Raw genomic sequence first — 21,964 nt, forward strand, 5'->3', positions numbered from 1 at the left:
CACCGCCTATGTCCTATCCCGAATCGCCCTGGTCATACACGGATTTCTCGTTCCTTGCGGCCATCGCTTTGGGCATGGGCGCCATCATCTGCGTCATCAGTCTTGCAAAGGAGTTTGTTTTGGTCGCGCTTGCGCTGCTTGTCGTCGTTTGCTTCCTGCTCGGGTCGATTCCCTGGGGAGTCATCATCTCGAAGTCGGTATTCCATACCGACATTCGCGAGCACGGCAGCGGCAACATCGGAACCACCAACGCCATGCGCACCATGGGCAAGAAGGGTGGCGCCGCGGTGTTCGTGCTCGATTTCGGCAAAGGCCTGCTTTCGGGTCTCGCTGCCCTTTTCGTGTTGGCGACGTTCATCCCGGGCGCCGGCGCGGCGGCCGATTCGCCGGTGAGCGCTTCTACGGTAGTGGCGCTTGCCTTCCTTTTCTGCACGCTCGGGCACATCTTCAGCCCGTGGCTCAAGTTCAAGGGCGGTAAGGGGATTGCGGTCGCGGTTGGCTGCCTGTTCGTGACCTTCGGCGTGATGGGCGCGCTTCTGGAGATCGCCGTCTTCGCCGTGGTGGTCGCTATCTCGCGATTCGTGTCGGCAGGCTCGCTCGCGGCGGCGATCGTGTGCCCGATTTTTGCGGCATACTACTTCCTCTTCCAGTCATTCGACCCGATTGCATGGGTGTTGTGCCTGGTCACTGCACTCGTTGTCATTTGGGCGCATCGCGGCAACATCCATCGTCTTGCAACGGGGACCGAGCGCCGCATCGGAGACAAGGCAAAGGAGTAGCGCATGAAGGTTTCGGTTATCGGCGCGGGCTCTTGGGGCACCGCGCTTTCGCAGGTGCTTGCGAACAACGGCCATAACGTGGGGCTTTGGGCGCGCAAGCCCGAAGTGGTGAAGGCGATCAACTCCGAGCACAAGAACCCTCGCTACCTTAGTGATGTCGAGCTGAACCCCGACGTCGTTGCCACACTTTCGTATCGCGATACGCTGCTGCGCGCACGCGCGGCCGTTATCGTGACGCCCTCGACGCTCGTGCGCGGGGCGGCGCGCGCCTTGGCCGACGTGGTCGACTCCGACTTCCCCGTCATCGTGTGCTCGAAGGGCATTGAAGAGGGCAGTGGGCTTCTCCCCATCGACATTCTCGACGCCGAGATGGGTAATCGCAGCCGATTTGCCGTGCTTTCGGGGCCCAACCATGCCGAGGAAGTGGTGCGCGGCGTTCCCGCTGCCACGGTTATCGCGAGCGAATCGCCTGATACGGCAGCGTTTTTCCAGGAGCTGTTCGCGTGCGAGTCGTTCCGCGCCTATACGAGTGAGGACGCGTGCGGGGTGGAGCTGTGCGCCGCTTTCAAGAACGTGGTCGCGATTGCCGTGGGCATGTCCTACGGGCTTGGGTTCGGCGACAACACTGCGGCGCTCCTCGTGTCGCGCGGCCTGGCCGAGATGAGCCGGCTCGTGGTGGCCTGCGGTGGCAATGCGATCACCTGCATGGGGCTTGCGGGTACGGGGGACATGGTCGCTACATGCATGTCTCACCATTCGCGCAACCGCACGTTCGGCGAGATGCTTGCAGCTGGCAAAACGCTCGAGGATTTCACCGCTGAGACGCACATGGTCGCCGAGGGCGCCAACGCGTGCCGCAACGTGAAGGTGCTCGCCGACCGCTACGGCGTCGATCTACCTATCGCCGACGCGGTCCGCTCCGTGGTGTGGGAGGGTGCCGACCCGAAATCGCTCGCCCGCGACCTGACGAGCCGTTCGCTGAAGCCTGAATTCTACGGAATCTAGCTTATTTTCCCATTTATTTGCGAACGGAAGCTGCCGATTAGAGCAATACAGCGGGTTCGTGGTCACTTGGACGAGTTGTGCGGCGTTTTTTCGCCCGATTTCCCCCTTCATGATGGCTTGGAACATCCTTCGATAGGAAAAGCCCAGGTCAACTTCAAGCAAGTTGAATTATCCTGAGAAATGGCAGTGCATAACTCGTTCTGTTGACCACCAACTAAGGGTTTTGCTTCAAAGTCAGTTCTGGAAGCTGCGCCCGTGCGCTAGTGCCGAGTAGATAGCGTCCCAATGTGCGCTGGAACGTCGGGGCATCGCCGCCGCGGTCGAAGCTGCTGCATTGATGCCCCAATGCGCGTCGGGGCATTGGGTTAGGCTGTCTTGCTTGATGATGGGCGACGGGTGACGGGCATCGCGCTCGGCGGCTTCGCTTGGCGTGGCCGCCATGCAAGCACGCGGTGGTTGACGTGCAGGTTCGTTTACACGAGCTTCTCGAAGGCGATCCGCGGCTCACCTGCGTCGTTCCCCTCCACTAGGGTGATAACTCCGCAGGGGATGAATCCCGCTTTCTGGAGAGCGCACTGCATGGGCTTGTTGTCGGCGTGCGTGTCGATGCGGACCGAGGTGAGCCCCATCTGGGCGGCTTTGTCGCACGCGAAGTCGAGCATCATGCCGGCGATGCCTTGGCCCTTCGACTCTGGGGCTACGCCCACGCGATGCACGGCAGCGTAGTTTGCTTTGGGTGTGAGCCATGAGCCGTCGATTTCGCCGTACGAGGGCTCCGGGTCGCGCGTCTCGGCGTTGGTGACGAGGGCGAACATTCCCGCAACCGTTCCCCCGTCGGTTTCCGCCACGTACGCGAAGCCGTCGTCGACATCCGCCTCCCAGCATGCGCGGTTGGGGTAGCCGTCTTGCCACTGATCGATACCCATGCTCCGCATGGCTGCTTTCGCCGCCTCGCAGATCTCGTCCATACGATCAACGTCGGAATGGGTTGCCGGTCGAATAATCATGCGTTCCCTCTCTCGCATATGATGCTCCGATGATGATACCAGCCAACGCAGTTTGCAGGACGAGCCGTTAAGTGGCCGTTTCCCTTGCCTTGTCAAGCGGAGGGGGGAGACCTGCCAGAAATCGGGTGGTTTTCATCATCTGGAAGGAGTGGGGTGGGTGATGGGGGGAGCATCTTTGGCGCTTGCGCTAATTTGACCTGGCCTTTTAATTTTGCGTGTGGAAAAACATCACATGACAGGATGAATTGGAGGGCGAACGGGGGGCGCGGTTGATGAAAACTGCCGATTTTCTGGCAGTTACTCCTCGTTTTTTGCACGCGCATTACTGGCAAGGGGCTCCCGTGGGGAAAGGGGCTGCAAGTTAGTCTGTCTCGGCGTCGCCCTTGTCTTCTTTAGTGAGAATGAGTATCATTAAGGAATCGATATTTTCAAGAGAGAGGGAGGAACCAGTGATCGAGAAGTCCGCTTTCCACAGCTTAAGCTACGGAATGTACGTCATCGGAACCCATTCTGAAGGCAAAGATTTCGGCTGCGTCGTGAACACCTTCGCCCAGGTCACATCCTTGCCGTTGCAGGTGAGCGTCGCCTTGAACAAGGAAAACGCCACGACAGCTGCCCTGCGCGCCGCGGGGCGCTTCACGGCGTCGTGTCTGTCGGAAGACGCCTCGATGGAGCTTATCGGCACGTTCGGCTTCCGTTCTTCGACCGAGCTCGATAAGTTCGCCCAGTATGCGAGTTCCCGCGATGCGGCGGGCATGCCGTACGTTGCCGAGGCGTGCTGCGCGTGGTTCTCCGCGAAGGTCACGGGCGAGTTCGATCTGGGCACGCACGTGCTCTTCATCGGCGAGGTTGAGGAGAGCCAGAAGGTAGAAGGCTCGGCGTCACCCATGACCTACTCGTTCTATCACCAGGTCAAAGGCGGGAAAACGCCGCCTAAAGCTTCGAGCTATCTGGGCGACGAACAGCCGGTGTCCGCCTTGGCGTCTGTAAGGGAAGGCAGCGAAGACGAGAGTGCTGCGGCCCCGAAGGTGGAGGATGCGGCCCCGAAGGTGGGCTGGCGTTGCACGATTTGCGGCCACATCGAGTACGTCGATGAGCTCCCTGATGATTTCGAGTGCCCCATTTGCGGTGTTGGCAAAGAGATGTTCGAGCGCGTGGAGCTGTAAGCTGCCGCTACGCCTCTTTACCCGAGTTTTTCCCGATAGGGAGCCGTGTCCACGAGCTCCGCGAGTTTTACCTGCCCACAGAAGCGTTCGGCGCCGCTCGCGATGAGGCCCGGCTTCATCGCGAGCATGGTGACGGTGACGTCGGCGCAAAAACAGGGGTCGGCCCAGGTCGCCGCTTGCGCGGAATAGCCGCTTGGCACATCGACCGCTACGGCGAAGGGGGCGTCCTTCCTGCGATCGCACAGGGTGGTGCCGCTTGCTCGCTTGCTCGGTTTTCCCGTGCGGGCGCGATGGGCTCCGCGTCCCTTTCCGCGGGGCCCTTTGAACCTTCGCAGGTTGGCAAGGGAAATCCACGTTGCGTACGGCTCGCGCAGGCTGCTTCCCGTAAAGCCGGTCCCCAGAATCGCGTCGACGACGACCTCTGCCTCATCGAGCGCTCGTGCAGCATCGTCGGCTTCAGGCGCAACCGTGACGGTCAGGGGAAGCTCGCCCTCGATCGCGCGGTCCAGGGAAGAGACGGCCTCGGTTCTCGCAGGCTCGGCTGTCAGCTCCTCTGCCGTTTTCGGGGTTATCAGCGTAACGGGGTACCCGCTTCTTGCGAGGCTTTCCGCGCAAACCCAGCCGTCGCCTCCGTTGTTGCCCGAGCCCGCCAGCACGCATACGCGCACAGGACCTCCCGCCCAGGTGCGCACCTCGTCTGCGACCGCTTCGCCCGCACAGCGCATGAGGCTTGCGAGCGGTGTGCCGCCTTCAGCGATAAGTTGCTCAAGCTTTCGCACGTCATCGACGGAAAGTGCGCTCAGCCTCGCGCGTTCGGCCGCAAGGCCGCTCTCCGTCATGATGCGAGTGCGGCTCAGCATGCCGTTCAGCATCACGAACGGAGCGCGGCCCGACGCTGCCCGCACGCCGCGAATGATCAGCGAGACGACCCAGGCCACGGTGAACACGGCGAGCACCGCGATGCAGGCCTCGGTGTTCTGCGAGGCGAAGGTTGCCAACGTGCCCGCCTCGGATCCGATCGAGCTGCCTCCCACTTCGGTGAGCAGGGTGAACAGCCCCCAAGGAATCCAGATGAAGACGAACAGCAGACCGTATCGCGCCAGGTAGTGGTACCACGATGCGCGCCGCGCTCCCGTGCGCACGATGCGCAGGTGCAAGAGCGCCTGGGCGGGAGTGCGGCCCTTCGTCATCACGGGCACGATGAAGAACACGATGACAAGGGCGATAAGTATGCACAGGCGCGCCGGCAAGAGCGCATCGCTTATCTGCGCGGTGGTCGCCTCGAGGGCCTGCGCTGCCGTTGCCTTCGCGCTAATCGGGGCTGCAACCAGGCCTGATCGATACACCAGGTAGGTCGATCCCACCGCAAGTGCGGCTGTCAGCGCGGAATCGAGCGCGAAGGAGAGGGCGCGCCTCGTGACACTTGCGGAAAGCCCCACTTCGGCCGCACGCAGGTTCGCCGTGCGTAAGTCGGGTAGCGCGCGCATCGCAGGACCCGCCAGCCAGAATCCCAGCATGGCGCCTAAGGTGTTTTGGATCAGGTCGTCCACATCGAACAGGCGATACGGGTGCTCGTAGATGCCCCACAATCCTGTGAGCTGGGTCGTCTCGAACGAGAGCGTCACCAAAAAACCGATGATGAGCGCTTGCCACCACCTGCGCCTGAAATAGTAGCGAAGGTAGGCTCCTAGCGGCAATAGCAACAGCACATTGAAGAACGCCTCGTAGATGTACGGGTCGCGCAAAACCTGCAGCCATGTTGCGGGGTCGCTTGGCGAGAAGGTGGTTTCGGCGAGAAACTCATGGACGAAGTTGAAGGGGACAAGTTGCGGCGTCGCCGCGTAGGCGACATACGCCGTGCGGTCTGCGGGAAGCGGCAGCAGCACGAGAAAGTACGCGCACATGAGGTAGAACACGAACGAGTAGACAATCGCGGTATGGAGCTTCGGCACCGACCCGCGGCGACGGTATTGGTAGATCATATAGGGGACGGTGATAAGGAAGGCGACCACCGGAAACAGGATGCATGCGGTGAGGATGTCGCTCAAATATACGTTCAAAGTGTTCTTGCCTCTTCTTTATTATTGTCCGGCCCCGGGGAAGTCTTCACCTGGCTTTGCGGGGTCGCGTACGAGTTCGGTTTCCTCGGCCTTGCGCGCGGTTCGGTTTATTGCGGTTGCAAGCGGCGCGCCTTATCGGGGTTGCACTCGCTGGCTTTGCGAAACCGTGCGCGGGCGGAACGATGCGTTGCTCGTCAGCTCGAGCGTCGCTACGTTAAGCTCCCGCGCGTTCCCGCTCCATATGCAAAAGCCCCTCGCGGATGCGCCCGCGCGCGTCGGCGGCGATGGGCCGTCCGTTGGCGCGCACGACCCGATGGTCGGGGACGATCACGGCGAGCGGGTTTTCCCTCACCGCAGTCCCCACGGCGCGGTATGACTTCGGTTTCCCCAGCTCGCGCGCGATATCTCCGCTGGTGACCGAGGTGGCGAAGGGTACGCGGGAAAGCGCTTCCCACACGCTTTTTTGAAACTCGCTCCCCTCGGGGTCGAGCGGGACGTCGAAGGCGGTGCGCTTCCCAGCGAAGTATTCTAAAAGCTCGGTGGCACAGCGGTTCGAAAGCTCCGTCGGGCGTCGGGTGCCAGCAAGCTGCACCTCGCCGAACGCGACCGCGCGCACGCCCCGCTCGCTCACGCAGATGGTGATCGGGCCGTGGGGGGTGGGGTAGGAATAGTGCGAGAGCATGCTGTGCGTCATGGGGCCTTCTTCCTGTCGGTGCATCCATTATAGGCGGGCGAGGTGCCTTCGCGCGTTGCTGCGTGGGGATTTCACATGTCATTGCTCGATGTGCCCGCCGCGTGCGTCCAGTGCGCTAGAATGGCTGCGTGATGAGAGAACGTCGCAGGTAGGCGGCGTAATAGGCAGACAAGGAGCAAGCCCATGTTTCAACCGGTGGCCATAGCGCCCTCCATTCTTTCGGCTGACTTCATGAACCTCGGCCGCGATATCCTCATGATCGAGCAGGCGGGCGCGGGCTATGTCCACGTCGACGTGATGGACGGGCATTTCGTTCCCAACCTCACCATGGGCGTTCCCGTGGTGAAGCAGCTCGCGAAGCTGGCGAACATCCCGCTCGACGTACACCTCATGATCGACAACCCGCTCGACGAGCTGCCGTGGTTTCTCGAAGCGGGTGCCGACATCGCGTGCGTGCACGCCGAGGTGCTCTACGGCGACGAGCTGCGCCGTGCGGTTGACATGATCCACGACGCGGGCGCGAAGGCCGCCGTGGCACTCAAGCCCCACACGCCCCCCGAGGTGCTCGAGGAGGTCATCGCGCGCCTCGATATGGTGCTCGTGATGAGCGTCGAGCCGGGCTTTTCCGGGCAGAGCTACATTGAAGGCAGCGAGGAGAAGGTTGCGGCCGTCGCCGAGATGGCGCGCGCGGTCGGCAACGATTCGCTCCTGATCGAGGTCGACGGCGGCGTGTCCGAGGCAACGGTCGAGCGCCTCACTGCGGCAGGCGCCGACGTGCTCGTGTGCGGCAGCGCTGTGTTCGGGGCGCAAGACCCTGCGGCCGCGCTTGCCGCTGTGAAGGAGAAGGGCGATGCCGCGCGCGTGGCGGCCATCGAGGATGCGCGGGCCGAGGAAGCCCTCGTCGAAGAGGAGATGTAGGCAATGCCTGCCACAGTGAGCCCCGATTACGTGTATCTCGATTATGCCGCGACGGCGCCTTTGTGCGAAGAGGCGCTCGAGGCCATGAAGCCCTACCTCACCTGCGGGCGCGACAACCTCGCCCTCAACATGAACGCGAACTCGCTCCATTCGCCCGGCCGCGCCGCCTTCGAGGCGCTCGAAGCCGCGCGCAAGTCGATTGCTCGCGACATCGGCGCATCCCGCCCGAGCGAGGTCATCTTCACATCGGGTTCCACCGAATCCGACGACACGGTGCTTTTGGGGGTTGCCCCCGCCGCTGCCGAAGCACGCCGTGTGGCCTCGGGCTCGTTCACGCCGCACCTCATCGTGTCGGACATCGAGCACGAGGCGGTGCTCATGCCCGCAAAGCGCCTCGAGCAGCAGGGCTTTCGCGTGACGCGCCTGCGCCCCGACTCCCGAGGCTTTATCACCGCAGACGCGCTTGAGGAAGCGATCGATGCCGACACGGTGCTCGTGTCCATTCAGGCTGCGAACTCCGAGCTCGGCAGCGTCGAGCCGGTACGCGAGCTTGCCGCCATCGCGCACACTCACGGCGCGCTCTTCCACGTCGACGCGACCCAAGCTTTGGGGAAGATGCCTCTTGACGTGGGTGAATGGGACGTCGATGCCGCTTCGTTCTCTGCGCACAAGGTGGGCGGCCCGAAGGGCATCGGCGCGCTGTACCTGAAGGCTCGCACCCCGCTTTCGGCGTTCCAGCTCGGCGGTGGGCAGGAGTCGGGTCGGCGCTCCGGCACGCAAAACGTCATGGGCGCAGCCGGTTTCGCCGCAGCCTGCCGCGCGGTCTGCGCGATGGAGCCTGAGGAATCCGGCCGCCTTCGCGAGTTGCGCGACGAGCTCTACGAGAAGCTTTCCCAGGTGCCGGGCGTGCGCCCGACGGTCGACGTCCCGCGAGGTTCGGCGGACTTCCTGCCGAACATCGTGCACGTGATCGTGAGCGACCTTGAAAGCGAGACGCTTATCCTGCGTCTCGACATGAAGGGCTTCGGCGTATCGGGCGGGTCGGCCTGCTCGTCGCATTCGCTCGAGCCGAGCCACGTGCTGCGCTCCATCGGCGTGGAGGGCGACGACGCCTACGGTGCGCTGCGCATTTCGATGGGGCGCTACACCACCGCCGAAGATATTGATAGGTTCCTCATCGCTTTCGACGAGGCCCTCAACTGGAATCGAGGCTAGCGTGCCTGCGATGCCGCTTGTGAACACGCACTCCCACACGGCGCTCTGCGGCCACGGCGAGGGCACGGTGGCCGAACTTGTCGCCGCAGCTGACGCGGTGGGGATCGAGGTGCTCGCCGTAACGGAGCACTTCCCGCTTTCGGGCGCGTTCGACCCGCGCGGGGACGAGGCCATGCCCCGAGAGTCCGTCGCGGGCTATCTCGCCGACATCGACCGCGCCCGCGCAGAGCATCCGCACATGACCATTCTCTCAGGATGCGAGATGGACTGGCTCGGCGCGGCGGAGGACCGTACGCCTGCCGAGCGCGACACCTCGCGCTTCGACGTGGTGCTGGGGTCGGTGCACTTCCTTGGCACCTGGGGCATCGACAACGAGGACATCGAGGGCCCCTGGCTTGAACCTGGCGCACCCGACCGCATCTGGCGCCAATACGTGGACGAATGGTGCGCAATGGCGGCCTCGCCCGACCGTTTCGATGTTCTTTCTCATCCTGACCTGCCGAAAAAGCTCGGGCACTTCCCAACCTATCCCTTGGAGCCCCTGTATGCGCGCATGGCCGAGGCGGCGCGCGCGGGCGGGCGCATGGTGGAGGTGAACACGGCAGGCGCCGTGAAACGCTGCGCCGAGATGTACCCGACGCTCAAGCTGCTTTCCGCGTTTTGCCGCGCGGGCGTGCCTTGCACGGTGGGCACCGACGCGCACAAGCCGGTCGACGTCGCCTTCGGTATCCGCGAGGCGTACGAGCTCATGGCGCGCGCAGGTTATGATTGCGTGACGATTCCCCTGGCGCATGGCGAGCGGCGGGAGCTGCCGATACAATAGAGGGCATGAAACCTCATTCGAACGCATAAGGAGGATGTGAACATGGCTTCTGCAAAACCTGAAACGGGACTGAGCAAACGCGCATCCGGGCCCCTGTCCAAGAAGGAGAGGACCTTAAGCGTAGGTGCCTTGGAGGCGGTGCTGTTCAGGGCTTTCCCGAAAGAAGATGTTGAGGACTGGGATCGGGCGGGCCTTACGGTGGGCGATCCGTCGCGCCAGGTCACGCGCGTGGCGGTCGCGCTCGACCCCACGGTTGCGGCGATTCACGAGGCGGCATCTCGCGGCGCGAACGTGCTTGTGACGCACCATCCCGCCTTCCTCGATCCGCCAAGCGAGTTCAAGCCCGGCGCCTCTGCGGCGGTGTCTCCGGGCGCGGTGGTGTGGGCTGCCATCGAATCGGGCGTCGCGGTGATGTCGTTCCACACCGGCCTTGACGCAAGCCCGCTTGCGGCGCGCATGCTTCCCAACATGCTCTCGCTCGACTGGTCCGGGCGCGTCCTCGTGCCGTGCCCCTCGGGGCCCGATCGCGGATACGGCCAGCTGTGCTCGGTGCGCAAAGGCGATGCGCCCATGACGCTCGAAAAGCTCGCCGCGCGCTGCACCTCGGTGTTTGCGCAGGTCCCGCGTGTGTGGGGTGATTTCGACCGCGAGATTAAGAGCGTTGCCACCTATACGGGCTCGTGCGGCAGCATTGTCGCCGCGTGCCTGCGCGAGCATGTGGACTGCCTCATCTGCGGCGAGGTGAAATACCATGCGGCGCTCGATGCGTCTGCAGCGGGGCTCGCCATCATCGACATGGGCCATGACACGACCGAGCTGCCCTTTGCCGGTGTTCTGGCAGATGCGGTGGCGGCAGCGGGCGTTTCCGTAGATTGCATCGAGGTGATCGACCAGAGCGGCAATTGGTCTCATCCGGAATCGACCAGGTTGTAGAATAGCGGACGTAAAACGAAGGAACACAAGGGAAGCGCGAGGTAACAACGCATGCAGGTCAAAGACGAAGACATTTCCACGCTCATCGAGTTGCAGCACAACGACATGGAGCTTCTTCGCGTCCAGAAGGCCATCGCCGATCTTCCGCAGCGAAAGACGATCGTCGCTGCGCGCAAGAAGATCAAGGCCATCGAGGAGAAGCAGGAAACGGTGGGGAAGCTTCGCGCGAAGGCAGAGGAGAAGCTTGCCGGCATCTCCGAAGAGGACGGCAAGCTGGCCGCCAAGCAGGAAGAGGCGCAGAAGGCGGTCGATTCGGCGTCTGGCTATCGCGATGTCGAGGCGCATACGCGCGAGATGGACGGCTACGCGAAGCGCCGCGCCACGCTTGAGGAGGACCTCGCCGCCGTCGATGCCGAGTTGGATAAGATTTCTGCAGTTGAAAAGCAAATCTCTACGGCACTTGCCCAGCTTCGGGAAACGGAGTCGGCTGCAACGGCCGAGTTCCAGTCGCAGGGTGGCGAGCTGAAAAAGCAAGAGGCCGACCTTGCCTCGTCGCACGATCGGATCGCGGCGAATCTGCCTGCCGACCTCAAGGCTCGCTACGACCGTGCGGCAAAGCACTGCGGGGGAGTGGCAGTTGCCCTTCTTCGCGACAATGCCTGCGGCGCCTGTCGCGCCCCGATCGAGCAAGGCCACCTGATCGACCTGAAAGCGCATGCGCCGCTTGGTGAGTGCCCCAACTGCAAGCGCCTGCTGATCGTGCTACCGTCGTAGGGGTATTTTTTTAGGCCCCCTCTTTCTTTGCGTGTGGAAAGAGGGGGCTTCGTGTTCTCGTGCTATCCTCCAAACCCAAAAAAGCCCGCTGATGCGGGCTTTGCTTTTGGTGCCAGATGGCAGTGCGGTCAATCGCGACGAGGGCAGAACCCGCTGCGCGATTGAAGTGCGTTTTTACGCGCGCTCGACCTTGCCGGCCTTCATGCAGCTGGTGCAGACGTTCGCCTTGCGGACGCGGCCCTTCTCGTCGCGGATGGTGACCTTCTGGATGTTAGGACGGAACATGCGGTTGGTCACTCGATGGGAGTGGCTCACGCTACGACCGAAAGACGGTGCCTTGCCGCAAACTTCGCAAATCTTCGACATAATTCTCAACTCCGTGTACGTGCCGGTTAAAAACCGTTGATGACAAAAAAGCCTAACTACTATATCACAAACAGACAGCTCGTTTCAAGGACTTTTCGTGTGTAATAGCGGCCGCTGGGTTCTGGCAGCTATCGTAGGCGCTTTTCCTTGCGCTATACTGCCTTTTTGGATGATTACGCGCGGGCAATTAGGCTTCGCGCGTGTTGCGAAAGGAGCATCATGAGCACAACGATTCCTGGCAACCTGCATGTTGCCAACGACGTTCTGGCCGACATGGTCGGCAACGCGGCTCTCGAATGCTACGGCGTCGTCGGCATGGCGGCTCCGAACGCCGTCGACGGCATCGCGAAGATCCTGCCCGCCTCGCGCCTGCGCCGCGGCGTGGTCGTTTCGAGCACCGACGCCGGGGTCCACGTCGAGCTTTACGTCGTCATCGAGTACGGCACGAACATCAGCGCTGTTTCCCAGAACCTCGTCGACCAGGTCACGTTCGCGCTCAAGGAGTACGCGCGCGTCCCGCTCGACGGCGTCGAGGTCCACGTGCAAGGCGTGAAGGTCCGCAAATAGCATCGTTTCTGCGGGTGCGCGCCGCATCGGCGTGCGGGCCTGCTTGTTAAGGAGATCGTTCCACTATGTCACAAACCTATACCGGATCAGACGTCCTTGCCGCCATTGCTTCGGCATCTGCTCAGCTCAGCGAGCGCAAGGAAGAGATTAATCGCCTGAACGTGTTCCCCGTTCCCGATGGCGATACCGGCACGAACATGTCGCTTACGCTGAAGTCGGTCGTCGACAATATTGCGAAGCTTCCCGCGAACGCGGGCATAGCCGAGGTTCGTCGCGCCATCACCACGGGCGCTCTCATGGGCGCGCGCGGGAACTCCGGCGTCATCACCTCGCAGATTCTCCGCGGTTTGTGCGAGGGCTGCGCGGAGGCCGAGGAGGTTTCCACCGCGACGATCGATGCGGCGTTCGCCCGCGCGGTCGAGGTCGCTTTCCAGGCGGTGCGCAAGCCGGTCGAGGGCACGATCCTCACGGTGGTGAAGGACATGGCCGCCGCTGCCAAGCACGCGCGCAAGAAGAAGCTCTCCGTCGACGAGGCGCTCGAGTCCATCGTCGAGGAAGGCTACGCCTCGGTGAAGCGCACGCCCGACCTGCTTCCGGTGCTCAAGGAGAACGGCGTGGTCGATGCCGGCGGCTTCGGCCTGGCTATCCTGGCTGACGCGTTCACCGCAGCGCTGCTCGGCAAGTCCGGCCCCCTCGGCGACGAGCTCGCGCTTGCCCGTGCCGGTGCTGCCCCGAAGGTCGCGATCGAGCAGATTAACGACTGGGAGGGCTCCAAGTACACCTACTGCAACGAGTTCCTCGTCGATTCCGATGTGCTCGACAAGGACGAGGCGCTCGACTTTTTGTCCACGATGGGCGACTGCGAGCTGTGCGTTGGCGAGAAGCCCAAGTTCAAAGTTCACGTTCACTCCAACACGCCCGACAAGGTGCTCCATTATTTCTTGGAGCGCGGCCAGATTTCGGAAGTCTTCATCCACAACATGAAGCTTCAGAGCGTCGAGCGCAACGAGAAGCTTGCGGCCGAGGAGCGCTCTGAGCACAAACCGCTCGGATTTGTGGCGGTCGCCGCCGGCTCGGGCATGGCGAAGATCCTCGAGAGCTTGGGCGTCGACGTCGTGGTGTCGGGCGGGCAGACCATGAATCCCTCGACGAAGGATTTGCTCGACGCCGTTGAGCGCGTGAACGCCGACGCCGTCATCATCCTGCCGAACAACTCCAACATCATCATGGCGGCCCAAAGCGCGGCGGGGTTGTCCGAGGTTCCCTGCGCCGTCGTTCCCACGAAGAGCGTGCCTCAGGCGTTCTCGGCGCTGTTCAGCGCTGACGAGACCGCGTCGCTCGAGGAGAACGTCGAGAACATGACGAGTGCGTTCGCCGACACGAAGACCGGCGAGGTCACTACGGCGATCAAAGACTCCAAGGACGCGCACGACAACCCCATCCACAACGGCGATGTCATCGGTATCGCCGACGGTTCGATCGAGGCTGTTGGCTCGAGCGTGGAGGATGTCGTGATGTCGCTGCTCGATACCATGGAGGCCGAAGATGCCGACACGTTGACGCTGCTTGCGGGCGAGGACTTCTCGGACGAGCAGCTGGATGCTTTGGTGGAGTGCATCGAGTCGCGCTTCGACGAGCTGGAAGTCGACGCGCACCGCGGCGAGCAGCCGCTCTACCCGATCGTGTTCTCCGTGGAGTAGGCTAGCTTTTTCAACTCAATCGGATAGCGTCCGGCGGAGCATCGTCGTGCTCAGACAGTCCTGCTTTGGCGAACAGCCCACTGGGCTGTTCGCGTCGTGCGGAACTGCGCGCGACGACACCCCGCCGGACGCGGTATTATCGAGGTTGAAGTGGGAGCTGGTCGGCTTCCATTGTGAAAGGAAATTTTGCCGGAAGCTTCCCACATACCCGATAGGCTGCAGGCCACGCTCGGGCTTGACGAGCCGGTGAGCCGCGTGCGCCTCGTGAGCCCCGCGCGCGCGAAGGCGCTCGAGAAGCTCGGCATTCGCACGGTCCGCGGGCTCATCACGCATTTCCCGCGGCGCTACATCGACCTTTCCGCCCGCGAGACCGCTGCCTCGGCGCGCATCGGTGAGTCGTGCACCATCGAGGGCGTGATCCACGACGTTAAACTCAAGCGCCCGAAACCGCGCCTGACTTTGGTGGAAATAGGCGTCACCGATTCTACGGGCGTCGTAATCGTGACCGCGTTTCGCCAACCGTGGCTCGCCGAGCAGCTCTCCGCCGGCATGCGTGTGGCGATTGCCGGCAAAATCGAGTTCAACTACGGCTTCAAGCGAATGGTGAACCCGCAGATCCTTCCGCTCGAAGGGTCCGATGCACCTGCGCATGGCCTTGTCATCCCCGTGCACCCCGCTGGTGAGAAGGTGACGCCGGCGCTGATGCGGCGTTTCGTGAGTAATGCGCTCGAGCTCGCCGAGGGTGTGCTCGACCCGATGCCGCTGGAGCTTCGCGTGAAGTATCGCCTGGTGAGCCGCCAGGTCGCGTTTCGCGCGATTCACTTTCCCGAAAGCCTGGCCGAAGCCCATGAGGCGCGGCGCCGCTTGGCGTACGAGGAAGTGCTCCTGCTTGAGCTCCACCTCATGCAGCAAGGGGCGGCTCGCAGCCGCGGCCATGTACCCACGGCGCACGAGATTGCGGGCCCGCGCATGCAGGCGCTCGACGCGGCGATTCCGTTCACGCTCACCGACGAGCAGCAGCAGGCTCGGCTCGACATCCTCGGCGAGATGGCGCAGCCGCACGCGATGAACCGCATGCTTTTAGGTGACGTGGGCACGGGCAAGACCGTCGTGGCCGCGTTCGCCATCGCGGCTGCGGCCGATACGGGCGGGCAGGCGCTGCTTCTCGCTCCGACCGAGGTCCTCGCGCAGCAGCACGAGCGCAGCCTGGGGAAGCTCTTCGATGCGGCGGGTATCACCCATGCGGTGCTCACCGGGTCGACCTCGGAATCCGAGCGGGCGGAGTTGCTCTCCCGCCTCGCCGCTGGCAGCCTCGACGTGCTCATCGGCACGCATGCGCTGCTCGAGGACGACGTGCGCCCGAGCAACCTTACGCTCGCCGTGATCGACGAGCAGCAGCGCTTCGGCGTCGCCCAGCGCGCGAAGCTGCTCGCCAAGGGCGACGCGCCTGACGCGCTCTTCCTCACGGCGACGCCGATTCCGCGCACGCTCGCGCTCGCGCTGTTCGGGAACTTGACGCTCACGTACCTGAAGCATCGACCGCACGACGCGGCGCGCCGCACGACGCGCGTGCTCGCGAAGTCGGAGCGCGGGTATGCCTACGATGCCGCCCGCGAGGCGCTCGGTCGCGGCGAGCAGGTGTACGTCGTGTGCCCGCTTGTGGGCAAGGACACCCAGGAGCGCGACGCGATGGCGGGGGAGGGGGCCGCCGCGTCGCGCGAGGAGCCCGACGGTGGGGCGTACCACCCGACGGTCGCCATCGAGGACGATGCCGACTTGAAGCACGATGACGTTGCCGCGGCGACGCGCGAGGCGGAGATGCTCCAGGGGAGCACGTTTTTCGATTGGAAGGTCGAGCTTTTGCACGGCGGCTTGCCATCTTCCGAGAAACAGCAGGTCATGCAGCGCTTTCATGATAATGAGACGCAGGTTCTGGTCGCCACCACGGTTATTGAAGTTGGCGTGGACGTTCCCAACGCGACCGTCATGATCGTGGAGGACGCCGACCGCTTCGGTCTCTCGCAGCTCCACCAGCTGCGCGGCCGCGTCGGTCGCGGTGAGAAGCCCGCCTGGGTATTCCTCGTGTCCGCCTCGAAGCAGGACGTCGCCCTCGAGCGCCTTCGCGCGATGGAGACCTGCGATGACGGCTTCGAGCTCGCCCGCATCGACTTGTCGCTTCGCCGCGAAGGCGATATCCTGGGCAATCGCCAGAGCGGTGCCTCGGTGCTGAAGCTGGTGAACGTGGTGCGCGACGGGGGGCTTATCGAAGCGGCCCATGCCGACGCGCGTGAGCTTTTGGAAAACGACCCCGACCTTGTCGCTGCCGATCATGCGGCGCTCGGGCGGGAAGTACGGTTGCTGCTCGGCGCTGCGCGCGCCGGGGAAGGCGGATAGCATGAGAATCATCGCAGGTGAATACCGCGGCCGCGTTATCAAGGCCCCTAAGGGGGACGGCACGCGCCCGACGACCGATCGCGTGCGCGAGTCGCTGATGAGCGCGCTAGCTTCTGCTCGCGGGGGCCTTGAGGGTGCGGTCGTGCTCGACGCCTTTGCAGGGTCGGGGGCGCTAGGCCTCGAGGCGCTCTCTCGCGGCGCCGCATCGGCGTGCTTCTTCGAGCGCGACGGCGCGGCAGCATCCGTGGTGTCGGGAAACATGCGCACGCTCGGCCTTGAGCCGCGCCGCGCCCGCCTCGTGCGCGCCGATGTGCTCGAGAAGCCGCCGCTCCGTCAACGTCCCGCGTTCGACCTGGTGTTTCTTGATCCGCCCTACGCGCTTGCCGCAGAGGAGTCCCTCGGGATGGTGGCGAACCTCGCGAAGGCGGGCGCCATCTCGGGCGACGTTATCGTGGTGTATGAGCATGCGCTCTCGACGAACGCCGATGCCGACGAGGCAGAGGCGGCGTGTGGGTTCGTGCTTTCTTCTCGCAAGAAATACGGCGAGACGGCGGTCGATATCCTGCGCTTGGCGGATACGTTCGGGTAGCGCGCGGCGGGTGCAATTATTTTTTGCGTCTGCGCCCAGCTGAGGCTTATGAATGCTCTGTGGTGCGTTTTGCCAAATCAGGGCGTCGTGATATGATAAGTGGACTCATGTGCGCACAAAGCGCAGCACACGAAGCGCAGATTACACGCTGCATAACAGCAGGTTGGAAGGAATAACATGGACGAAACCGGGGTCTTGGGTCTTCTCGAGGAACTCTCGATTTTGCTTGAGGATGCAAAGCCAGTTTTCGGCAAGAACAACCTTCGCCAGGTTGACGTGTCCGCCGCTTTCGAGATCATCGACGAGATTCGCGACACGTTCCCGAGCGAATTCGCGCAGTCGCGCCAGATCGTGCGCGAACGCCAGAGCCTTCTCGATGATGCGGAAGCCGAAGCGAACCGCATGATCGAAGACGCGCGCAGCCAGGCGATGACCATCGCTTCCGAGCAGGAGATCGTGCGCATCTCCCAGCAGCAGGCCGACACCATCTTGGCCGATGCCCGCGAGCTCGAGCGTCAGACGCGCGCCGGCGCGGAAGACTACGCCGACGAGGTGTTCGGTCACGTCGAGCAGAGCCTCGACACGCTTCTCGGCAACGTGCGCCGTTGCCGCGATCGCCTGAACGCCGGGTCGACCAACGTCGGTCGCGGCTAATGGACGAGCTTTCTAGCGTTAAAAGCTCCCTGCGCGTCGTCTCGGGGGATTCGCTTTCCCTCGAGGTTCCCGCCGAGCTATTCTCGCCTGCAGAGTTTGCCCAGTTCGAGGGCACCGTTGCCGTTGATGAGTTCGAGTGCGGTCCCGACTCGTACCGATTCAGTGAGCCGCTTTCGTGGCATACCGACGTCTCCAACACGGGCGACGCGCTGCTCGTCACGGGGAGCGTCACGGGCGAGGCGCGCACCGATTGCGCGCGCTGCCTTGAGGACGCGGTCTTCGATGTCGAGGGCGAAATCGAAGGATACTTCCTGCTCGACGGCGCGGAGATTCCCGAAGGTGCCGACGAGGACGAGTTCGACCGTCTGCCCGCGAACCACGTGCTCGATATGGAGTCCCTCGTCGTTTCGGCCATCGTGTTCGAGCTGCCGCTCGTCCCTCTGTGCGATGAGGACTGCAAGGGCCTGTGCCCCACCTGCGGCGCCAACTTGAACGAGGGGCCGTGCGGGTGCGAGAAGGAGCAATCCGACGGGCCCGACGAGTTCGAGCTGGCGAAAAACCCCTTCGCGGCGCTTGCGAACTTCTCGTTCGATTCCGACGAATCGGCCGATTAAGCGTTCTCGCGTTCATTTTTTCAGCGCGTCCGTCGAAATGGCGGGCGCGTTTTTTCTATCGGCTTCGAGCCCTCGTTTCCCGAGGAGCGTCCTCTTAAGGCACTCTTCCGCCCCGAACCCTCGCGCGGGCACTTTGCCCCGATGCCCTTCTCTTCGCTTTCGTGCCGGGCTTCTTCTCGTGTCTCTGCCTAGCTCATCTCTGCGTTCGAGAGGCCGCGCTCGGCGACTTCCATCCGCGCGAAGTCGATGAACCGCTTCTCCGCGCTGGTGAGCGCTGCGTTTTCGGAGTAGACCATGTAGAAGGTGCGGTAGTTGTTCTCGTTCTCGATTTCAAGGCAGCACACGTCGAGCTGGTCGAATATGGCGAGCCGTGGCACGACCGCGATGCCGAAGCCGGCAGCCACCATGCCGGTGACCGTGTAGTCCTCGCGCTCCTCGGAAAGGTAGCGCACCGATACGCCGGCATCCGAGTACATCTTGTCAACCGTCTGGCGAAGCCCCGTCCCTGGGGCGAACCCGACCTGCGGGTAGCGTGCCGTCTCGATAAGGTTCACGCTGTCCTTTCGCGCTAGCTCGTGGTCGTGGGGCGCGATGACGACGAGCTTCTGCTTCGCGACGGCGATATGCTTAAGCTCCTCGTTACCCACTCGCGAGCACAGTCCGATTCCCGATCGCCCTTCCTCGATGTCGGCTGCCACCTCGGACGCTATTCCTAGCCGTAAATCGAACTTGCATTCCTCATCGGGAAAGGCCTGCTTGAAACGCGTGATCGCGTTCGGGAGGAATATCGCGCCGAGGACGCGCATGAGCGAGATGCGCACGATGGAGGCGCCTCCTGCGATCGTGCGGGCGCGCGCCTTCCCGATGTCGAGCTCCTCGATTGCGCGGTCGACGTGCTTGAGGTACTCCTCGCCGGCAGGCGTGAGGCGAACCCCCCGCGCGGTGCGCTCGAACAGCTTGATTTCCGTGCGCGCCTCGAGTTGCGATATCGCGTAGGAAAGCGCCGGCTGGCTGATGAAGAGCTGCTTTGCTGCTGCGGTGTAGCTGCCGCAAGCCGCGAGCGTCTGAAAGTATCTCAAGTGGTCGAAATCCATTGTTACAGACCTTCCTGATTGTCTTTGCGGCATTATCTTTATTGAATCTACCAGGTATTATCAATTTCTTTTATAGCTCCTCCATCCATTCTATTGGATTTGCACATTCGTGTTGCGAAATAATGCGCCCTGTCTCGCGACGGGCAACACGAAACAGGGGAGAGATACCGGCGGCAGGAGGGAAACGCACGACCGCCGACGCGCGCCCGTCCCCCTCGCGGCTGTGGCCGCAGAACCAAGGAGGGCATGCATGGCAGCCTCAACGAAAACGCTCTCGAAAGAGCAAATCGCCAACCTATCCAAGCGGGAGAAGACGACGATCCTTATTGCGATCTTGTCGCTGTACTTCGTTGTCTGCTCGACGATGACCATCTCGCCGGCGTTGCAGACGCTCTACAACGCGTTCCCCGACTTCGACCGCACCACCGTCATGTACATCTACACGCTGCCTTCGCTCGTGGGCATCCCGGTGACTATCTTGATCGGCCTCATCGCCGGCACCAAGGTGCGCTACCGCACCATCCTGCTTTCCGCGACGGCGCTCATGGTCGTCATGGGCGTGGCGCCGTTCTTCATCGACAACCTCTACGCCATCCTCGCGTGCCGCTTCCTGTTCGGCATCGGCCAGGCTTCCTGCCTCGGCGTTGAGGTGAGCCTTATGTACATGTTCTTCTCGGGCAAGGAGCTCGCTCGCTACATGGGCTTCACTCAGGTCGCAGGCTCTCTCGGTAACATCGTGTTCATGCAGATCGGCGGCATTCTGGCCACGACCGGGTGGCATATGGTCTTCCTTGCGTACCTCATCGTCACTGTCGCCTTCGTGCTCGTGCTGCTCTTCATGAAGGAGCCTGAGGTGAGCGCCCCCGAGAAGAAGGCGAAGACCGCCGATTCCGCCGCAGGCGCCACTTCCGCCAAGAAGGACCGCATCCCGCTCGCTTCCTGGGTGTGCATCTTCCTTGTGTTCTTCTTCACCCTCGTGTTCCAGGGCCTGACTGTGAGCCTCTCCTCGCTCGTGAGCGAGCTTGGCATCGGCGACGCCGCCACGACCGGCACCCTCTCCTCCATCTCCATGGTGTTCGGCATGGTTGTGAGCGCGTTCTTCGGCCCGATCTTCGGCGTGACCAAGCGCATCGGCGGCCGCGTGTTCTGCCTGTTCGGCATGGCAGTGGCGCTGCTCATCATGATTACCATGCGCTCCTTCGTCGGCATCGCAGCCTCGATGTGCCTGTTCAGCTTCTTTGGTCTGCAGGTCATGATCAGCTCCATGGCGTCCGCCGCTAACGGCGCGCCCGATTCTGTGAAGGGCAAGATTGGCGCCTTCTGCCAGACCGGCGTGAAAATCGCCGTGTTCATCGTGTCCTACTTCACCGCTGCCTCGCTCGCCGTGGCACCCGCGACCGGCCTGTACGCCTTTGCCCCTTCGGCCGCCCAGTACTCCGCCGACCTTTGGACGGGCGCGCTCCTCTGCATCATCTGCGGCGTTGTCGGAATCGTGGCGCTTGTGGTCAAGAAGGGCAAGGGCGCAAAGAGCGTCGAGGCTGAGACTGCAAGCGATGCCGCTTAGCCCGTTTGAAGGAAAGAGACGATTGGAATGACTGAAGAAATGAACGAGGCGCCTTTCAAGGCCGTCGATATGTCCCAGTTCAAGCGCACCTATCTCGACATCCCCTATGCCGACGCGCACGAGCGCGAGAAGCTTGACCTCGTGCTTCCCGACGAAGGCGAGGGCCCCTTCCCGGTGGTCGTCGCGGTGCACGGCGGCGCGTGGAAGTTCCGCTTCAAGCGCGCAGACAACATCGCGGGGCTCTTCCAGGCGGCATCGCAGGGCTACGCGGTTGCGAGCGTCGGGTACCGTTTGAGCTCGCATGCGAAATGGCCTGCCCAGGTCAACGACGTGAAGGCGGCGATTCGCTACCTTCGCAACCATGCCGATGAGTATCACCTTGACCCCAAGTGCGTGATCGTGTGCGGCAATTCCTCGGGCGGTCACATCGCACAGACCGTCGCCGCGACCAACGACGACATCGACTTCGAGGACTGCCTGCTCGGCGACTGCGGCGATTCCTCGGTCCAGGGCTGCTTCTCGATGTACGGCGTGTCCGACATCTACGTCTGCGAGCACCAGACGGGCCATCGCGATGACGGGGACAACCCGATGTCGCCTCCCGACCAAGTGATGGGCTTCTGCATCGTGGCCGAGCCAGAGGAGCGCTGCGACATGGCAAGCTCCGTGAAGGCCATCAAGCGCCGCCCCGACGGGGTGCCCCCGATGCTTATCCAGCATGGCACGGGCGATCCGGTTGTCCCCTTCGAGCAGTCGGTGGCGCTCTACGAGACGCTGCAGGGCTTAGGTGACGGCGAGTGCATCGCCTATCGCTCCGCCGATCCGCATAAGGAATACGAGCTGCTCAAAGGCGAGCTTGCTGGCAAGCGTGCGGTTCTCGAGCTCGTCGAGGGCGCCGTGCACGGCGACGAGTGGTTCAAGAGCTCGCAGAACATGGACCGCTTCATCGATTTCGCCGACGAGATCTCGGGAATCGATCGCGGTGCCCATCCGCGCACGCCGCTTCCTGAAATCGAGCTTGTGCCGTCGTATCTGTAGGAAGGTTCGA

At 63.0% G+C, this 21,964-nt stretch carries 21 protein-coding genes; 16 read left to right on the forward strand and 5 right to left on the reverse strand.

Going from position 1 to position 21,964, the window contains the following annotated elements; translation table 11 throughout:
* Positions 1 to 8 precede the first annotated feature (8 nt).
* On the forward strand, positions 9 to 779 hold the full coding sequence (gene plsY, locus Q0I65_RS00200) for a glycerol-3-phosphate 1-O-acyltransferase PlsY (protein WP_296058551.1): 771 nt from the start codon (positions 9 to 11) through the stop codon (positions 777 to 779).
* A gap of 3 nt (positions 780 to 782) precedes the next feature.
* Positions 783 to 1,784 (forward strand): NAD(P)H-dependent glycerol-3-phosphate dehydrogenase, encoded by a 1,002-nt coding sequence (locus Q0I65_RS00205; RefSeq protein ID WP_296058553.1) that lies wholly within the window; start codon positions 783 to 785, stop codon positions 1,782 to 1,784.
* A gap of 473 nt (positions 1,785 to 2,257) precedes the next feature.
* On the opposite strand, the gene Q0I65_RS00210 is transcribed toward Q0I65_RS00205, so the two are convergent.
* Complete coding sequence (locus Q0I65_RS00210) at positions 2,258 to 2,791, reverse strand: GNAT family N-acetyltransferase (RefSeq protein WP_296058555.1); 534 nt, start codon at positions 2,789 to 2,791, stop codon at positions 2,258 to 2,260.
* Between the two features lie 449 nt (positions 2,792 to 3,240).
* Between Q0I65_RS00210 and Q0I65_RS00215 the strand changes: the two genes are divergently transcribed.
* A complete protein-coding gene (locus Q0I65_RS00215; protein ID WP_296058557.1) occupies positions 3,241 to 3,957 on the forward strand; it encodes a flavin reductase in 717 nt (238 codons plus the stop codon).
* A 17-nt stretch (positions 3,958 to 3,974) separates the two neighbouring features.
* Here Q0I65_RS00215 and Q0I65_RS00220 read toward each other — a convergent pair whose 3' ends face one another.
* Entirely contained in the window at positions 3,975 to 6,017 is a 2,043-nt protein-coding gene (locus Q0I65_RS00220; protein ID WP_296058559.1) for a VanZ family protein, read from the reverse strand.
* Positions 6,018 to 6,231: 214 nt separating this feature from the next.
* Positions 6,232 to 6,711 carry a methylated-DNA--[protein]-cysteine S-methyltransferase gene (locus Q0I65_RS00225; protein ID WP_296058561.1) on the reverse strand — a complete coding sequence of 160 codons (480 nt, stop codon included), beginning with the start codon at positions 6,709 to 6,711 and terminating at the stop codon, positions 6,232 to 6,234.
* A 183-nt stretch (positions 6,712 to 6,894) separates the two neighbouring features.
* Here Q0I65_RS00225 and rpe point away from each other — a divergent pair, with 183 nt between their 5' ends.
* The 5 genes from rpe to Q0I65_RS00250 are packed head-to-tail and all read left to right on the forward strand — an operon-like array spanning position 6,895 to position 11,374.
* Positions 6,895 to 7,629, forward strand: coding sequence for a ribulose-phosphate 3-epimerase (rpe, locus tag Q0I65_RS00230; RefSeq protein WP_296058563.1), 735 nt, complete (start codon positions 6,895 to 6,897; stop codon positions 7,627 to 7,629).
* A gap of 3 nt (positions 7,630 to 7,632) precedes the next feature.
* Positions 7,633 to 8,844, forward strand: a complete 1,212-nt coding sequence (locus Q0I65_RS00235) for a cysteine desulfurase family protein (RefSeq protein ID WP_296058565.1) — start codon at positions 7,633 to 7,635, stop codon at positions 8,842 to 8,844.
* A 10-nt stretch (positions 8,845 to 8,854) separates the two neighbouring features.
* Positions 8,855 to 9,667 (forward strand): histidinol-phosphatase, encoded by an 813-nt coding sequence (locus Q0I65_RS00240; protein WP_296059010.1) that lies wholly within the window; start codon positions 8,855 to 8,857, stop codon positions 9,665 to 9,667.
* 42 nt (positions 9,668 to 9,709) lie between these two features.
* Positions 9,710 to 10,600 (forward strand): Nif3-like dinuclear metal center hexameric protein, encoded by an 891-nt coding sequence (locus Q0I65_RS00245; RefSeq protein ID WP_296058569.1) that lies wholly within the window; start codon positions 9,710 to 9,712, stop codon positions 10,598 to 10,600.
* 51 nt (positions 10,601 to 10,651) lie between these two features.
* Positions 10,652 to 11,374, forward strand: a complete 723-nt coding sequence (locus Q0I65_RS00250; RefSeq protein WP_296058571.1) for a hypothetical protein — start codon at positions 10,652 to 10,654, stop codon at positions 11,372 to 11,374.
* 174 nt (positions 11,375 to 11,548) lie between these two features.
* On the opposite strand, the gene rpmB is transcribed toward Q0I65_RS00250, so the two are convergent.
* Positions 11,549 to 11,740, reverse strand: coding sequence for a 50S ribosomal protein L28 (rpmB, locus tag Q0I65_RS00255; RefSeq protein ID WP_158049204.1), 192 nt, complete (start codon positions 11,738 to 11,740; stop codon positions 11,549 to 11,551).
* A 219-nt stretch (positions 11,741 to 11,959) separates the two neighbouring features.
* On the opposite strand from rpmB, the gene Q0I65_RS00260 reads away from it, so the two are divergent.
* The 6 genes from Q0I65_RS00260 to Q0I65_RS00285 all read left to right on the forward strand — a co-directional run bounded on the left by Q0I65_RS00260 (position 11,960) and on the right by Q0I65_RS00285 (position 18,258).
* On the forward strand, positions 11,960 to 12,307 hold the full coding sequence (locus tag Q0I65_RS00260) for an Asp23/Gls24 family envelope stress response protein (protein ID WP_296058576.1): 348 nt from the start codon (positions 11,960 to 11,962) through the stop codon (positions 12,305 to 12,307).
* 65 nt (positions 12,308 to 12,372) lie between these two features.
* Positions 12,373 to 14,007 carry a DAK2 domain-containing protein gene (locus Q0I65_RS00265; protein ID WP_296058578.1) on the forward strand — a complete coding sequence of 545 codons (1,635 nt, stop codon included), beginning with the start codon at positions 12,373 to 12,375 and terminating at the stop codon, positions 14,005 to 14,007.
* Between the two features lie 186 nt (positions 14,008 to 14,193).
* Positions 14,194 to 16,401 carry an ATP-dependent DNA helicase RecG gene (locus Q0I65_RS00270; RefSeq protein WP_296058580.1) on the forward strand — a complete coding sequence of 736 codons (2,208 nt, stop codon included), beginning with the start codon at positions 14,194 to 14,196 and terminating at the stop codon, positions 16,399 to 16,401.
* Between the two features lies 1 nt (position 16,402).
* Positions 16,403 to 16,990 (forward strand): 16S rRNA (guanine(966)-N(2))-methyltransferase RsmD, encoded by a 588-nt coding sequence (rsmD, locus tag Q0I65_RS00275; RefSeq protein WP_296058582.1) that lies wholly within the window; start codon positions 16,403 to 16,405, stop codon positions 16,988 to 16,990.
* A 177-nt stretch (positions 16,991 to 17,167) separates the two neighbouring features.
* Positions 17,168 to 17,644 carry an ATP synthase F0 subunit B gene (locus Q0I65_RS00280; protein ID WP_158049208.1) on the forward strand — a complete coding sequence of 159 codons (477 nt, stop codon included), beginning with the start codon at positions 17,168 to 17,170 and terminating at the stop codon, positions 17,642 to 17,644.
* Positions 17,644 to 18,258: a DUF177 domain-containing protein gene (locus Q0I65_RS00285; protein ID WP_296058585.1), complete on the forward strand. Its 615-nt coding sequence runs from the start codon at positions 17,644 to 17,646 to the stop codon at positions 18,256 to 18,258. Before Q0I65_RS00280 ends, Q0I65_RS00285 begins: the two co-directional genes overlap by 1 nt.
* A 188-nt stretch (positions 18,259 to 18,446) precedes the next feature.
* On the opposite strand, the gene Q0I65_RS00290 is transcribed toward Q0I65_RS00285, so the two are convergent.
* Entirely contained in the window at positions 18,447 to 19,352 is a 906-nt protein-coding gene (locus Q0I65_RS00290) for a LysR family transcriptional regulator (protein WP_296058586.1), read from the reverse strand.
* 250 nt (positions 19,353 to 19,602) lie between these two features.
* On the opposite strand from Q0I65_RS00290, the gene Q0I65_RS00295 reads away from it, so the two are divergent.
* Positions 19,603 to 20,916, forward strand: a complete 1,314-nt coding sequence (locus Q0I65_RS00295; protein ID WP_296058589.1) for an MFS transporter — start codon at positions 19,603 to 19,605, stop codon at positions 20,914 to 20,916.
* 27 nt (positions 20,917 to 20,943) lie between these two features.
* Positions 20,944 to 21,954 carry an alpha/beta hydrolase gene (locus Q0I65_RS00300; RefSeq protein WP_296058591.1) on the forward strand — a complete coding sequence of 337 codons (1,011 nt, stop codon included), beginning with the start codon at positions 20,944 to 20,946 and terminating at the stop codon, positions 21,952 to 21,954.
* The last annotated feature ends 10 nt before the right edge of the window (positions 21,955 to 21,964 follow it).

This window comes from uncultured Ellagibacter sp. (assembly GCF_934643285.1).
In the GTDB taxonomy this organism is placed as follows: domain Bacteria; phylum Actinomycetota; class Coriobacteriia; order Coriobacteriales; family Eggerthellaceae; genus Ellagibacter.

Bases quoted from the DNA above. Each gene is read 5' to 3' on its own strand.
- plsY (WP_296058551.1), top strand. From the start codon at position 9: ATGTCCTATCCCGAATCGCCCTGGTCATACACGGATTTCTCGTTCCTT.
- Q0I65_RS00205 (WP_296058553.1), top strand. From the start codon at position 783: ATGAAGGTTTCGGTTATCGGCGCGGGCTCTTGGGGCACCGCGCTTTCG.
- Q0I65_RS00210 (WP_296058555.1), bottom strand. From the start codon at position 2,791: ATGATTATTCGACCGGCAACCCATTCCGACGTTGATCGTATGGACGAG.
- Q0I65_RS00225 (WP_296058561.1), bottom strand. From the start codon at position 6,711: ATGACGCACAGCATGCTCTCGCACTATTCCTACCCCACCCCCCACGGC.
- rpe (WP_296058563.1), top strand. From the start codon at position 6,895: ATGTTTCAACCGGTGGCCATAGCGCCCTCCATTCTTTCGGCTGACTTC.
- Q0I65_RS00235 (WP_296058565.1), top strand. From the start codon at position 7,633: ATGCCTGCCACAGTGAGCCCCGATTACGTGTATCTCGATTATGCCGCG.
- Q0I65_RS00240 (WP_296059010.1), top strand. From the start codon at position 8,855: ATGCCGCTTGTGAACACGCACTCCCACACGGCGCTCTGCGGCCACGGC.
- Q0I65_RS00245 (WP_296058569.1), top strand. From the start codon at position 9,710: ATGGCTTCTGCAAAACCTGAAACGGGACTGAGCAAACGCGCATCCGGG.
- Q0I65_RS00250 (WP_296058571.1), top strand. From the start codon at position 10,652: ATGCAGGTCAAAGACGAAGACATTTCCACGCTCATCGAGTTGCAGCAC.
- rpmB (WP_158049204.1), bottom strand. From the start codon at position 11,740: ATGTCGAAGATTTGCGAAGTTTGCGGCAAGGCACCGTCTTTCGGTCGT.
- Q0I65_RS00260 (WP_296058576.1), top strand. From the start codon at position 11,960: ATGAGCACAACGATTCCTGGCAACCTGCATGTTGCCAACGACGTTCTG.
- Q0I65_RS00265 (WP_296058578.1), top strand. From the start codon at position 12,373: ATGTCACAAACCTATACCGGATCAGACGTCCTTGCCGCCATTGCTTCG.
- rsmD (WP_296058582.1), top strand. From the start codon at position 16,403: ATGAGAATCATCGCAGGTGAATACCGCGGCCGCGTTATCAAGGCCCCT.
- Q0I65_RS00280 (WP_158049208.1), top strand. From the start codon at position 17,168: ATGGACGAAACCGGGGTCTTGGGTCTTCTCGAGGAACTCTCGATTTTG.
- Q0I65_RS00285 (WP_296058585.1), top strand. From the start codon at position 17,644: ATGGACGAGCTTTCTAGCGTTAAAAGCTCCCTGCGCGTCGTCTCGGGG.
- Q0I65_RS00290 (WP_296058586.1), bottom strand. From the start codon at position 19,352: ATGGATTTCGACCACTTGAGATACTTTCAGACGCTCGCGGCTTGCGGC.
- Q0I65_RS00295 (WP_296058589.1), top strand. From the start codon at position 19,603: ATGGCAGCCTCAACGAAAACGCTCTCGAAAGAGCAAATCGCCAACCTA.
- Q0I65_RS00300 (WP_296058591.1), top strand. From the start codon at position 20,944: ATGACTGAAGAAATGAACGAGGCGCCTTTCAAGGCCGTCGATATGTCC.